General features: G+C 52.1%; 12 protein-coding genes. 6 read left to right on the forward strand and 6 right to left on the reverse strand.

Features of this window, described 5'->3' with window-relative positions:
* Nucleotides 1-2 precede the first annotated feature (2 nt).
* From NR201_RS03280 to NR201_RS03305, 6 genes are all read right to left on the reverse strand, one after another.
* A complete protein-coding gene (locus NR201_RS03280) occupies nt 3-332 on the reverse strand; it encodes a cytochrome o ubiquinol oxidase subunit IV (protein WP_008924889.1) in 330 nt (109 codons plus the stop codon).
* Nucleotides 332-949: a cytochrome o ubiquinol oxidase subunit III gene (locus tag NR201_RS03285; RefSeq protein WP_009091720.1), complete on the reverse strand. Its 618-nt coding sequence runs from the start codon at nt 947-949 to the stop codon at nt 332-334. The genes NR201_RS03280 and NR201_RS03285 overlap by 1 nt, the downstream gene beginning before the upstream one ends.
* Nucleotides 949-2,931: a cytochrome o ubiquinol oxidase subunit I gene (gene cyoB, locus NR201_RS03290; RefSeq protein WP_010255400.1), complete on the reverse strand. Its 1,983-nt coding sequence runs from the start codon at nt 2,929-2,931 to the stop codon at nt 949-951. Before cyoB ends, NR201_RS03285 begins: the two co-directional genes overlap by 1 nt.
* A 4-nt stretch (nt 2,932-2,935) precedes the next feature.
* Nucleotides 2,936-3,862: a cytochrome o ubiquinol oxidase subunit II gene (gene cyoA / locus NR201_RS03295; RefSeq protein ID WP_010255402.1), complete on the reverse strand. Its 927-nt coding sequence runs from the start codon at nt 3,860-3,862 to the stop codon at nt 2,936-2,938.
* Nucleotides 3,863-4,306: 444 nt separating this feature from the next.
* Nucleotides 4,307-5,797: a muropeptide MFS transporter AmpG gene (ampG, locus tag NR201_RS03300; protein ID WP_010255404.1), complete on the reverse strand. Its 1,491-nt coding sequence runs from the start codon at nt 5,795-5,797 to the stop codon at nt 4,307-4,309.
* Nucleotides 5,798-5,854: 57 nt separating this feature from the next.
* On the reverse strand, nt 5,855-6,433 hold the full coding sequence (locus NR201_RS03305) for a lipoprotein (protein ID WP_256849375.1): 579 nt from the start codon (nt 6,431-6,433) through the stop codon (nt 5,855-5,857).
* Between the two features lie 286 nt (nt 6,434-6,719).
* Here NR201_RS03305 and bolA point away from each other — a divergent pair, with 286 nt between their 5' ends.
* The 6 genes from bolA to hupB all read left to right on the forward strand — a co-directional run bounded on the left by bolA (nt 6,720) and on the right by hupB (nt 14,026).
* Nucleotides 6,720-7,034, forward strand: coding sequence for a transcriptional regulator BolA (bolA, locus tag NR201_RS03310; protein ID WP_256849376.1), 315 nt, complete (start codon nt 6,720-6,722; stop codon nt 7,032-7,034).
* Nucleotides 7,035-7,327: 293 nt separating this feature from the next.
* A complete protein-coding gene (gene tig, locus NR201_RS03315; protein ID WP_010255408.1) occupies nt 7,328-8,632 on the forward strand; it encodes a trigger factor in 1,305 nt (434 codons plus the stop codon).
* Between the two features lie 336 nt (nt 8,633-8,968).
* Nucleotides 8,969-9,592 carry an ATP-dependent Clp endopeptidase proteolytic subunit ClpP gene (gene clpP, locus NR201_RS03320; protein WP_010255410.1) on the forward strand — a complete coding sequence of 208 codons (624 nt, stop codon included), beginning with the start codon at nt 8,969-8,971 and terminating at the stop codon, nt 9,590-9,592.
* 134 nt (nt 9,593-9,726) lie between these two features.
* Nucleotides 9,727-10,998: an ATP-dependent protease ATP-binding subunit ClpX gene (clpX, locus tag NR201_RS03325; RefSeq protein WP_010671205.1), complete on the forward strand. Its 1,272-nt coding sequence runs from the start codon at nt 9,727-9,729 to the stop codon at nt 10,996-10,998.
* Nucleotides 10,999-11,184: 186 nt separating this feature from the next.
* Nucleotides 11,185-13,539, forward strand: coding sequence for an endopeptidase La (lon, locus tag NR201_RS03330; RefSeq protein WP_010255415.1), 2,355 nt, complete (start codon nt 11,185-11,187; stop codon nt 13,537-13,539).
* 214 nt (nt 13,540-13,753) lie between these two features.
* Nucleotides 13,754-14,026, forward strand: coding sequence for a nucleoid-associated protein HU-beta (gene hupB, locus NR201_RS03335; protein WP_009091701.1), 273 nt, complete (start codon nt 13,754-13,756; stop codon nt 14,024-14,026).
* Nucleotides 14,027-14,246 lie beyond the last annotated feature (220 nt).

The raw sequence follows: 14,246 nt of genomic DNA on the forward strand, positions 1-14,246 counted from the left end.
CTTTAGTGAGGCATCATGTTGTAGTTGAGGTTCCACATGATCCACAGTGAGCCTACTACGACAATCAGGATGATGATGGCCGAGAAGACAATGGCTACCATGTTCCAGCCACCCTCAGATTTGCTGTCTAAGTGCAGGAAGTAGACCAGGTGAACCAGCACCTGAATCACTGCACATACCAGAACAACACCAAGGATAGTACCGTGAGATGCACTGCCATCCATTACCATCCAGAACGGGATCGCCGTCAGGATGATAGAGAGGATGAAGCCGATCATGTAGGACTTCACGCTACCGTGTGAAGCGCCATGTTCGTTAACAGAATGACTCATTACATGGCTCCCATCAGGTAAACAACGGTGAAGACGCAAATCCAGACCACGTCCAGGAAGTGCCAGAACAGGCTCAGACACATGATACGGGTGCGGTTAGTCGCGTTCAGGCCACGTTTGGAAATCTGGAACATCAGAACCAGCATCCAGATCAGACCTGAGGTCACGTGCAGACCGTGGGTACCGACCAGCGTAAAGAAGCCAGACAGGAAGCCACTGCGATCCGGACCAAAGCCTTCAGCAATCAGGTGATGGAATTCATAGATTTCCATTCCGATGAAGCCCAGACCGAACAGGAAGGTCAGCGCCAGCCAGCCGATAACGGCACCTTTTTGCTCCTTGTTCATGGAGATAACAGCCATGCCGTAAGTGATCGAACTCAACAGCAGCAGGGCGGTTTCTACCAGAACAAACGGCAGCTCAAAGATATCTTTACCTGCCGGGCCACCGGCAGTGTTGTTGACCATGACAGCATAGGTCGCAAACAGGGTTGCGAAGATAATGCAGTCACTCATCAGGTAGATCCAGAAGCCAAAGACTTTATTGGCTCCTGCATCGTGATGCCCATGCTCCGCATGGGCGTCGTGGTGATGTTTAATCAGAGTTTCAGTTGACATTATTTCAGACCTGCTTTGCTGATTTCGTCAAAGTGCTGGTTCTCAATCTTCTGAACTTCGGCAACCGGAACGTAGTAATCCACGTCTTCGTCGAAGCTCTTCACGATCCAGGAAACGATCATGCCGAGGAATGAAACACCCGCCAGCCACCAGATATGCCAGATCAGCGCGAAACCCATTACCGTTGCAAATGCGCAGATGATAATTGCGGCACCGCTGTTTTTCGGCATATGAATCTCTTCATAAGATTCCGGCTGTTTGTACGCTTCGCCTTTCTCTTTCATTTCCCAGAAAGCGTCACGCTCATGCACATGCGGGATGACAGCAAAGTTATAGAACGGTGGTGGTGAAGAGGTTGCCCACTCCAGCGTACGACCGCCCCATGGGTCACCCGTCACATCACGGTTCTGATCGCGGTCACGTACCGAGACGTAGAACATGGTCAGCTGACACAGAATACCCAGCGCAATCAGACCGGCACCGCCCGCAGCTACCACCAGTAAGGTGTGGAACTGTGGATCGATATCCTGGCTCAGACGACGTGTCATACCCATGAAGCCCAGTGCGTACAGCGGCATAAAGGCAACGAAGAAGCCAATGATCCAGAACCAGAATGCGCGCTTACCCCAGGTTTCGTTCAGGGTGAAGCCAAATGCTTTCGGGAACCAGTAGGTCACGCCCGCCATACAACCGAACACCACACCACCGATGATAACGTTATGGAAGTGTGCAATCAGGAACAGGCTGTTGTGCAGAATAAAGTCAGCACCCGGAACGGCCAGCAGTACGCCGGTCATACCCCCTACAGAGAAGGTTACCAGGAAGCCAACGGTCCACAGCATGGCAGAGTGCATCTGAATGCGGCCCTGATACATGGTGAACAGCCAGTTAAAGATTTTAACCCCGGTCGGAATCGCGATGATCATCGTCATGATACCGAAGAAGGCGTTAACGTTGGCACCTGCACCCATGGTGAAGAAGTGGTGCAACCAGACGATAAACGACAACACGGTAATGGCGATGGTCGCCCACACCAGTGAGGTATAACCAAACAGACGTTTTTTGGAGAAGGTCGCGGTAATTTCTGCGAACACACCAAACACCGGCAGTACCAGGATATACACTTCCGGATGGCCCCAGACCCAGATCAGGTTGACGTACATCATCATGTTCCCGCCCATTTCATTGGTGAAGAAATGGAAGCCGAGATAACGATCAAGGGTCAACAGCGCCAGGGTCACGGTCAGAACCGGGAACGCAGCGATGATCAGGACGTTGGTGCACAGCGCGGTCCAGGTAAATACCGGCATTTTGAACAGGCTCATGCCCGGTGCACGCATCTTCAGGATGGTCACGAAGAAGTTAATACCGGTTAAGGTCGTACCAATACCTGAAAGCTGAAGGCTCCAGATCCAGTAATCGACCCCGACCCCGGGACTGTACTCCGCGCCGGAAAGCGGCGGATAAGCCAGCCAGCCGGTCTGTGCGAACTCGCCCACACCCAGAGACAGGTTAACCAGGATCACACCGACCGCAGTAAACCAGAAGCTCAGGTTGTTCAGGAACGGGAACGCAACGTCACGTGCACCAATCTGCAACGGAACCGCGATGTTCATCAGGCCAACCACGAACGGCATCGCCACGAAGAAGATCATAATCACGCCATGCGCGGTAAAGATCTGGTCGTAGTGGTGCGGTGGCAGAATGCCCGCTTCACCGGCCGAAGCCATAACCTGCTGGGTACGCATCATAATGGCATCAGCGAAACCACGAATCAGCATGACGAACGCCATGATGATGTACATGATACCCAGGCGTTTGTGGTCGACTGACGTCAGCCATTCAGACCACAGATATTTCCACTTACCAAAATAGGTGAGCGCAGCAACCAGCGCTGCACCACCTATCAGGATAGCGGCAACCGTAACCATGATAATCGGCTCATGGTACGGCACTGCATCAAGTGTTAATTTTCCGAACATCGTATTATTCCTCGGCTCCCGCGGAAGCGGCGTGACTCATGTCCATACCTTCATGTTTTGGCATGTCCATTTTCCCGTGGCTCATCTTGAACTTGTCGATGACTTGCATGAACAGTTTCGGATCAGCTGAAGAGAAATATTCCACCGGGTGATTTTCGCTTGGCACAGCCACTTTCTCGAAATCATCCATAGTGTTCAGCGTGTTAGGGGCTGCTTTAACTTTAGCCACCCACTGCTGGAATTCCGCATCGTCTTTGGTTGCAATGGCTTTAAACTTCATGCCAGAGAAACCACGACCACTGAAGTTCGCAGAGATACCGTCGAAAATTCCCGGCTCATTTGCAATCAGATGCAGCTTGGTCTGCATACCAGCCATCGCATAAATCTGGCTGCCGAGCGTTGGGATGAAGAAAGAGTTCATGACGGAGTTAGACGTGATTTTGAAGTTCACCGGAGTATTTGCCGGGAAGGCAATCTGGTTCACGGTCGCAATACCCTGTTCCGGGTAAATGAACAACCATTTCCAGTCCAGTGCAACCACATCGATCTCAACCGGTTTCACATCAGATTGCAGCGGTTTGCTGGGCTCCAGTGCGTGGGTTGATTTCCAGGTCAGCACGCTGAGGAAGAGAATGATCAGGATCGGAATGGTCCAGACCACGGCTTCCACTTTGTTAGAGTGTGACCAGTTAGGGCTGTACTTCGCATTCGTGTTGGACGCCCGATATTTCCAGGCAAACACCACGGCCATCAGGACTGCGGGGATGACGACGATCAACATCAGGCCAAAGGCAGTCAGTATCAGCGAACGTTGCTCCAGTGCAATCTGTCCTTTGGGATTTAACAATGCACTATCGCAGCCACTCATTAATAAAGTGCCTGCAATTAATGACAAAATCCCCAAACTTTTATTGTATTTACTGAGTCTCATTTAACGACCTCAATGACAAAGGGCTCTATTGTCGTTTAAGTGTGCGCGCATTTTACGGGAAGGTTTATGCAGTGTAAACCAGCTTAAGGATGTGTCAGATACGTGTTGACACCTTTTGCTAAGGGTGTCACAGATGTTGCGCCAGGTGACAAATAATTAACGCAGACAAGCAGTTGGCATCAATATAACAAAAACCAATGGAAGTAACCGTAAAAAAATCAGGGAAAGGAATAACCCTTACTTTTAACTCCCAAATATTTAACAAGTCTGCATCATTTGCGCGATGAAATTTAACTAAAGTAATTGCTCACCGGTTTTTAGTATTTCCGCTACGCCTCCTCAGGTCATATTGTTATTTTTAAAAAATAACACGCGATGATAAATGGCGGCGACTTATCGGGGTGTCATAAAATAAGCCGCAGCCCGTAAACCTATCGATTTCACTTAAGCATCTGATGCAGGCAACGCAGGGGTTCTCTTCAGCGCCCGATAGTCCAGCAACACTCCCGAAAGCACCGCCAGCAGGGAGAGTGTCATACCCAGCTCAAACAGGCGGGTAAGCAGCGGTGTCAGCGCCGTCACGCCCAACGCATTCAGTGCCAGAGCCACCAGCCAGAGCGCCAGTACGCCGCATCCGGCTGCAAACAGACGATTAGTCCAGCGATAGCCATGAGGATAGTAGCTACGTGTCAGAAAATTGCCACTTTGCTCGACCTGATTCAATGTTTGTCGGCAAAAAGCCAGCAGCACCAGGCCCGGCAGACCCGCCATCACCGTGAATGCATAAAAGGTCGGCCAGCCCCAGAGTTCCACCAGCCAGCCCGCCGCCGGGCCGACATAGACCCGACCCACCGCTGAGAGCGCCGACAACAGGGCGAACTGGGTAGCGGAGAACGACTTATTGCACAGCGTCATTAACAGCGCCACAAAGGCCGCGGTGCCCATGCCGCCACAGAGATTTTCAACAAAGACCGCGCTGGCCATGCTCCACAACTGTTTGTCGGTCACCGCCAGCAGCCAGTAACCAAAGTTCGAGACAGCCTGCAGCAGACCGAAAATCATTAGCGCCCGGAACAGGCTCAGACGCTGCATCAGTACGCCGCCATAGAGCGCGCCGATAATGGTCGCCAGCAGACCCAGCGTCTTGTTGACCAGACCGACGTCACCGGCGTTGAAGCCCACGCCGCGAATCAAAAAAGTGGTAGTCAGCGAGGCGGCAAACGCATCGCCCAGCTTGTAAAGAATAATCAGGGTAATCAGCAGCCAGGCGTTGTTGCGCTGAAAGAAATCTTTTAGTGGATCGACCACCGCCTGACGCAGTGAATGGGGTGTGGAGATACGGGTATCTGGCTCGCTCGCCACCAGCGTGGCGATAATGCCCGGCACCATCATCAGCGCCATCAGCCAGTAGGTTGCCTGCCAGCCGAGGTAGCGGTCAGCCAGCCACAACGCCAGCCCGCCGGAAATCAGCATTGCCAGTCGATACCCCAGCACGGTAATCGCCGCGCCGCTGCCACGCTCTTCAGGCGGCAGGATGTCCGTTTTCCATGCGTCAAAAACGATGTCCTGTGAGGCGGAGCAGAAGGCAATCAGCACGGCCAGCGCGGCCATCAGGGTAAGATCGCGTCCCGGTTGCAGAAATCCCATCGCGATTATCCCGCCAACCAGCGCCAGCTGACTGACCAGTAACCAGCCGCGACGCCGGCCCAGAAACGGCGGCGTATAGCGGTCCATCATCGGTGACCAGAGAAACTTAAAGACATAGGCCTGGCCGACCAGCGAAAAGAAGCCGATGGTTTTCAGGTCGACATTTTCCACCGTCATCCACGCCTGCAACGTGCCCGATGTCAGGGCCAGCGGCAGTCCGGAAGCAAAACCAAGAAGCAGCAATACGGCGGCGTTTTTCTGGCTGAAGAGGCGAAGATAGTGGTTCATGCGGATCCTGCAGATAACAAAAAGCCCTGCGCAAGGCAGGGCAGAGGAGAGACTGAATTAACGGGCGTTCTGCTTGATGAAGTCGTTGACGCTGGTGTCCTGAGCCATATCCGCGATCACATCGCTCATAGTGGCGTTCACCGCGTTGGTAATCTTCTGGTTATTGGCGTTGAACGCGCCTTCTACGCTGTAAGTCTGGCGGTAGTTTTTAACCTGTTTGTTGCCGTTTTTCGCTGTTGCGATAATAGAGATGTCCGCTTTGGTGGTGATGCTGTAGCGCACATTGCCCTGAGTGACGTCGGCATAGAGGTTGTTCACCACAATCTGCAGATCGACCGCGCCATTAGGACCAATCATATAGCCGCGTGCTGTCATCTGCTTCTCCAGCACTTCCTGCAGCAGGAAGCGCAGGTCACGCGATGACGTTAAGGTCACTAACTGACCATCACGGTTTACTTTTGCCAGCGCCTGATCTTTACGCTGGTCGGCACCGTTGATGCTGACAGTCACGCCCATCAGGCCTGGGTCCTGCTGCGGTAACTGAATTTTAGGCTGGATAGTCAGGGTATTATTGCTGGTTGCACAGCCGGATAAAATGAACGCAGCCAACAGTGGGAATAACAGTTTTTTCAACATACTTTTTCTCGTTGGTGTCAGGGGGTTGGTTTGCAAAAACTGCGGTCATCATAGCATTGCCCGGCAGTGAAAAAAGCCCTGTTGCCGGGGAAATTGTGTCTGAAACCGTTTTAAGCCCCTTCTCTGACAGGCCGGTTTGCTGTTCGTTTCAGCTGCGTTATTATGCGTGCCGGAAGCGGCCTGACATAAAATGCAATATTTAGCGTCGGCTGACGGGTAAGCGCACTAAAAGCGACTAAGATTGAATGAGATGGGGCACTGCGCTCGCCATTGAGGAGTAATAGCCATGATCCGCGAACAAATAGAAGAAAAGCTGCGTGTGGCGTTTCAGCCAGCTCATCTGGAAGTGCACGACGAAAGTTACCGGCACAACGTTCCTGCCGGATCGGAAAGTCACTTCAAAGTGGTCATCGTGAGCGACTGCTTTGCAGGCCAGCGCTTTCTGGCGCGTCATCGCCTGATTTATGGCGAACTGGCCGCTGAGTTAGCGGTCAGCGTACACGCCTTAGCCCTGCATACTTATACCCTGAAAGAGTGGGAAGGATTGCAGGATACCGTACTGGCTTCGCCTAACTGTCGTGGTGCCGGAACACTCGCCTGATCTCCCTTCTCTGAAACGGCCTGCGGGCCGTTTTTTCTGTTATTTAGCGAAAAACGCGATCCCTGGCTCAAAAAAGCAGCAAACCTGCTGAAAAGTGGTGAGTTAGCATCCTCGACTCATTCCAGCGATGCCGCTATAATGCTGCGTCTATTTTTCCGGAATGTCTTCGGGACGCTTCTGGTAACAGGGATCAGGTTCTCTTCACGGAAGCCGTCCCGGTTGTTGGATACGGCGCATTTCACTATGTGTGGTGTCTGAAGTTGACCGAGCACGTGATTTTTTGAGGTAACAAGATGCAAGTTTCTGTAGAAACCACTCAGGGCCTGGGCCGTCGCATTACGATTACTGTCGCTGCTGACAGCATCGAAAGCGCTGTAAAAAAAGAACTGGTTGACGTTGCCAGGAAAGTTCGCATCGATGGTTTCCGTAAAGGCAAAGTGCCGATGAACATCGTGGCACAGCGTTACGGCGCTTCTGTCCGTCAGGACGTGCTGGGCGAGCTGATGACGCGCAACTTTGTTGACGCCATCATCAAAGAAAAAATTAATCCGGCTGGCGCACCGAACTACGTGCCAGGCGAATACAAAGAAGGTCAGGATTTCACCTACGCGGTTGAATTCGAAGTCTATCCGGAAGTTGAGCTGAAAGGCCTGGAAAACATCGAAGTCGAAAAACCTGTCGTTGAAGTAACTGATGCTGACGTTGATACCATGCTGGACACTCTGCGCAAGCAGCAGGCCAACTGGATCGAAAGCGACGCTGCAGCAGGTCCGGAAGATCGTGCCACTATCGATTTCAACGGTTCTGTGGACGGTGAAGAGTTCGAAGGCGGCAAAGCCTCTGATTTCGTTCTGGCCATGGGCCAGGGCCGCATGATCCCAGGCTTTGAAGAAGGCGTTGTGGGTCACAAAGCGGGCGAAACTTTCACTATCGACGTGAAATTCCCGGACGACTACCACGCAGAAAACCTGAAAGGGAAAGATGCGAAGTTCGAGATCGTGCTGAAGAAAGTTGAAACGCGCGAACTGCCAGAGCTGACTGAAGAGTTCATCAAACGTTTCGGCGTTGAAGATGGTTCAGTTGCCGGTCTGCGTACTGAAGTGCGTAAGAACATGGATCGCGAGCTGAAAGGCGCTATCCGTAATCGCATCAAAACTCAGGCAATCGACGGTCTGGTTGAAGCGAACGAAATCGACGTGCCAGCTGCGCTGGTTGACAGCGAAATCGACGTTCTGCGTCGTCAGGCTGCACAGCGTTTCGGTGGCAACGAACAGCAGGCGCTGGAACTGCCACGCGAACTGTTCGAAGAGCAGGCTAAACGCCGTGTGGTTGTCGGTCTGCTGCTGGGCGAAGTGATTCGTACCCACGAGCTGAAAGCTGATGAAGCACGCGTAAGCACCATGATCGAAGAGATGGCTTCTGCGTATGAAGATCCGCAGGAAGTGATCGAGTTCTACAGCAAGAATAACGAGCTGATGAACAATATGCGCAACGTTGCGCTGGAAGAGCAAGCGGTTGAAGCGGTCCTGGCGAAAGCTAAAGTGACCGAGAAAGAGACCAACTTCCAGGATCTGATGAATCAGACCGCTCAGGCCTGATCACGCATTTAACCGTCTGTGCTAAGCCCGTGACTGCAAAGTCGCGGGCTTTTTTGTGTTTTGCGTCCGGATAGCCACTCTTCGCCGCTATTTGTTTAATAAACAGGCGAATTATTCACGCATCGCTTTTTCCGGGTTAGCGAACAGGGAAAAGATTGTTATGCTTGAAACATGCGTGCAGCATCCCCAGATACAGGGAGTATGCAGAAATAAGAGTGAGGCTGGCTGATTAACCGTCCTGAAGGTGTCGGAAAAAGGCGCGGCGTGGAGTTTCCCGCGCGTCTTACGTAGAATCGGTACAGAATGTTGCCAATGAAATTTATCCAGGAGACGGTAATGTCATACAGTGGCGATCGTGAATATACAGCACCGCACAATGCGCTGGTGCCAATGGTGGTTGAACAAACTTCGCGTGGTGAGCGTTCTTACGACATCTACTCCCGTCTGCTTAAAGAGCGCGTCATTTTTCTGACTGGCCAGGTCGAAGACCACATGGCTAATCTGATTGTGGCGCAGATGCTGTTTCTGGAAGCTGAAAACCCGGAAAAAGATATCTATCTCTACATTAACTCGCCAGGCGGTGTCATCACGGCCGGTATGTCGATCTACGACACCATGAAATTTATCAAACCGGATGTCAGCACTATCTGTATGGGTCAGGCCTGTTCTATGGGCGCTTTCCTGCTGACGGCGGGGACCAAAGGCAAACGTTTCTGTCTGCCAAACTCACGTGTGATGATCCACCAGCCGCTGGGCGGTTATCAGGGTCAGGCGTCAGACATCGAGATCCATGCGCGCGAAATCCTTAAAGTTAAGCAGCGTATGAATGAGCTGATGGCTGAGCACACCGGTAAAACGCTGGAAGAAATTGAGCGTGACACCGAGCGTGACCGTTTCCTCTCTGCAAATGAAGCGGTAGAGTATGGATTAGTCGATTCAATTCTGACGCATCGCCAATAAGACCCGACTTACCGTTGTCCCTGGTCTATAGTTAACAGGACAACGGTACTATTATGGGTTGAATGAATTTCGGCCGTCTCCGCACGGCCTGAGCCGTACGCGGGTATGGCCTGAGAACAAGAAGAGGTTAACTGATGACAGATAAGCGCAAAGACGGTTCAGGAAAGTTGCTGTACTGCTCTTTTTGCGGCAAAAGCCAGCATGAAGTGCGAAAGCTGATTGCCGGGCCGTCAGTGTATATCTGCGATGAGTGTGTTGACCTGTGCAACGACATCATTCGCGAAGAGATTAAGGAAGTTGCCCCGCATCGTGAACGTAGTGCGTTGCCAACCCCACATGAAATTCGCCATCACCTCGATGATTATGTCATCGGTCAGGAAAGAGCGAAGAAAGTGCTGGCGGTTGCGGTTTACAACCACTACAAGCGTCTGCGCAACGGCGATACCAGCAATGGTATCGAGCTGGGCAAAAGCAACATTCTGCTGATTGGCCCGACCGGTAGTGGTAAAACGCTGCTGGCAGAAACGCTGGCACGCCTGCTGGATGTGCCGTTTACCATGGCTGATGCCACCACGCTGACTGAAGCCGGTTACGTGGGTGAAGATGTTGAAAACATCATCCAGAAACTGCTGCAGAAATGCGACTACGACGTACAGAAAGCACAGCGCGGCATCGTTTACATCGATGAAATCGACAAAATCTCACGTAAGTCTGATAACCCGTCGATTACCCGTGACGTGTCAGGCGAAGGCGTACAGCAGGCACTGCTTAAACTGATTGAAGGCACCGTGGCTGCCGTTCCCCCGCAGGGTGGACGTAAGCATCCGCAGCAGGAATTTTTGCAGGTTGATACCTCTAAAATTCTGTTTATCTGCGGCGGCGCATTTGCCGGCCTGGACAAAGTGATCGCCCAGCGTGTTGAAACCGGATCCGGTATCGGCTTCGGCGCGACCGTGAAAGGGAAATCGCAGAAAGCCAGCGAAGGCGAACTGCTTGCGCAGTGTGAACCAGAAGATTTGATCAAATTTGGTCTGATCCCTGAGTTCATCGGTCGTCTGCCTGTTGTTGCGACCCTGAGCGAGCTGAGCGAAGAAGCGCTGATTCAGATTCTGCGTGAGCCTAAGAACGCCCTGACCAAACAGTACCAGGCGCTGTTTAACCTGGAAGGCGTTGAGCTGGAGTTCCGTGACGAGGCGTTAACCGCCATTGCTAAGAAAGCGATGTCACGTAAAACCGGTGCACGTGGTCTGCGTTCAATTGTAGAAGGCGCGTTACTGGAAACGATGTATGACCTGCCTTCCATGGACGACGTGGAAAAAGTAGTGATTGATGAATCAGTTATTGAAGGTCAGTCTGAGCCCATGTTGATCTACGGTAAGCATGAAGCCCAGGCATCTGGCGAATAATTAAACAGATCGTCCATCTTGTCGTAATAAAAAAGGGGAAAATGTTTCCCCTTTTGCTTTTCTCGCCTCTGTGACGTTGAATGTCGGACAATCATCCCCATATACTCAGATACCTGTGGGTTTAACTGCATACCTGCCTGATGCGGTTCCCATCACCTGGCGGACATTAAACAAAGAGAGAGCTCTATGAATCCTGAGCGTTCTGAACGCATTGAAATCCCCGTGTTGCCGCTGCGCGACGTGGTGGTTTATCCGCACATGGTAATTCCGTTGTTTGTTGGCCGGGAAAAATCAATTCGGTGCCTTGAAGCCGCAATGGATCATGATAAAAAAATCATGCTGGTCGCACAGAAAGAGGCTTCAACGGATGAACCTGGCATTAACGATCTCTTCTCAGTAGGGACCGTTGCATCAGTATTACAAATGCTGAAACTGCCGGATGGCACCGTCAAAGTCCTGGTCGAAGGTTTACAGCGCGCCCACATTACGACGCTGGCCGATAACGGTGACCATTTTGTGGCACAAGCTGAATATCTGGTTTCGCCAGAGATCGAAGAGCGCGAGCAGGAAGTGCTGGTGCGCACGGCGATCAATCAGTTTGAAGGCTACATCAAACTCAACAAAAAGATCCCACCCGAGGTTTTAACCTCGCTGAACAACATTGACGATGCGGCCCGCCTTGCCGACACCGTCGCAGCACATATGCCACTGAAGCTGGCAGACAAACAGTCTGTGCTGGAGATGTCCGACGTCAACGAACGTCTGGAATATCTGATGGCGATGATGGAATCTGAAATCGATCTGCTGCAGGTTGAGAAGCGCATTCGCAACCGTGTTAAGAAGCAGATGGAGAAGAGCCAGCGCGAGTACTATCTGAATGAGCAGATGAAGGCGATTCAGAAAGAGCTGGGCGAGATGGACGACGCGCCCGACGAGTACGAAGCGTTAAAACGCAAAATCGATGCGGCAAAAATGCCGGAAGAAGCGCGCGAGAAAGCGGAAGCTGAGCTGCAGAAGCTGAAGATGATGTCCCCGATGTCCGCTGAAGCGACCGTGGTTCGCGGCTATATCGACTGGATGGTGCAGGTTCCGTGGAACGCGCGCAGTAAAGTGAAGAAAGATCTGCGTAAAGCGCAGGAGACGCTGGATACCGACCATTACGGGCTGGAGCGCGTGAAGGATCGTATTCTTGAGTATCTTGCGGTTCAGAGTCGCGTCAGCAAAATCAAAGGGCCGATTCTGTGCCTGGTCGGACCGCCAGGGGTAGGTAAAACCTCTCTCGGTCAGTCGATCGCCAAAGCAACCGGACGCAAATATGTGCGTATGGCGCTGGGTGGCGTGCGTGATGAAGCTGAAATCCGCGGTCACCGTCGTACTTACATCGGCTCTATGCCGGGTAAATTAATCCAGAAAATGGCGAAAGTCGGGGTTAAAAACCCACTGTTCCTGCTGGATGAAATCGACAAAATGTCCTCTGACATGCGCGGCGATCCGGCTTCAGCGCTGCTGGAAGTGCTTGATCCTGAGCAGAACATTGCGTTCAACGACCACTATCTGGAAGTCGACTATGACCTTTCTGATGTGATGTTCGTTGCTACATCGAACTCAATGAACATCCCGGCACCGCTGCTGGACCGTATGGAAGTGATTCGTCTGTCGGGTTACACCGAAGATGAAAAACTGAACATCGCTAAGCAGCATCTGCTGACCAAGCAGATTGAGCGCAATGCCCTGAAAGCCAATGAAATTACGGTTGAAGACAGCGCGATTGTGGGCATTATCCGTTACTACACCCGTGAAGCCGGTGTGCGTAGCCTTGAGCGTGAGCTGTCGAAATTGTGCCGTAAAGCGGTGAAATCACTGCTGATGGACAAGACGAAAAAGCACATCACCATCAATGGCGAAAACCTCAAGGATTTCCTGGGCGTTCAGCGCTTCGACTACGGTCGTGCGGACAGCGAAAACCGTGTGGGTCAGGTAACGGGTCTGGCGTGGACGGAAGTGGGTGGCGATTTGCTGACTATCGAAACCGCCTGCGTACCAGGCAAAGGCAAGCTGACTTACACCGGTTCTCTGGGTGAAGTGATGCAGGAGTCGATTCAGGCTGCGCTGACCGTGGTGCGTGCGCGTGCCGAGAAGCTGGGCATCAATGGTGACTTCTACGAAAAACGTGATATTCACGTTCACGTCCCTGAAGGCGCTACGCCGAAAGATGGTCCAAGTGCCGGTATCGCCATGTGTACTGCGCTGGTCTCCTGTCTGACCGGTAACCCGGTGCGGGCGGATGTGGCGATGACCGGTGAGATCACCCTGCGTGGTCAGGTGCTGCCGATTGGCGGGCTGAAAGAGAAACTGCTGGCAGCGCACCGTGGTGGCATTAAAACCGTGCTGATCCCTGACGACAACAAGCGCGACCTGGAAGAGATTCCACAGAACGTGATTGCCGATCTGGAGATTCATCCGGTGAAACGCATTGAAGAGGTGCTGAATCTGGCACTGGAAAATGCGCCATACGGTATGCAGGTTGTAACAGCAAAATAGTGATTAACGGCAAAAACCGTTAAAAAGCGGAGCTGGCAAGGCAATTGGCGCTTGCCAGCTTTTTTTTGTGCCGTTAATTTAGGTGGCTGCCGACGCGACGTTCTCAGAGAAATTCCGTTGTTTCGGCTCCACAGGCTTGATATAACTTGCTGCGCGTTCGCACCCTGCCGGATGCAGGGTACGATGTGAAATAATAAAAGAGGGGATGAAGAGAGTGAATAAGTCACAATTGATCGACAAAATTGCTGCCGATGCTGATATTTCTAAAGCTGCAGCGGGACGTGTTTTAGATGCATTTATGGGCTCAGTTTCAGATGCGCTGAAAGACGGTGATGAAGTGGCTCTGGTAGGTTTCGGCACATTCTCTGTGCGTGACCGCGCTGCACGTACCGGCCGCAACCCGCAAACCGGTAAAGAGATCACCATCCCGGCAGGTAAAGTACCAGGCTTCCGTGCTGGTAAAGCATTGAAAGACGCTGTCAATTAATAACAACGAATAGATTCATTGACGCATTTTCTTCAGTGGATTAGAGGACGATTAACCCGTTCTCATGTAACATACGGGCACATCAATCAGATGTGCCTTTTTTGTTTTAACCGGTGAGAATCGGGCCGTAAGATGGACCTGGACCGGATTGAGACTGCCAGCTAAGCCAGCAGTTGCGTGAGTCGCCAGCCAATGGCGAATTGCGACCGAGCTTTACATT

The organism is Pantoea sp. Fr-CA_6, assembly GCF_024520895.1.
Classification (GTDB): domain Bacteria; phylum Pseudomonadota; class Gammaproteobacteria; order Enterobacterales; family Enterobacteriaceae; genus Pantoea; species Pantoea agglomerans.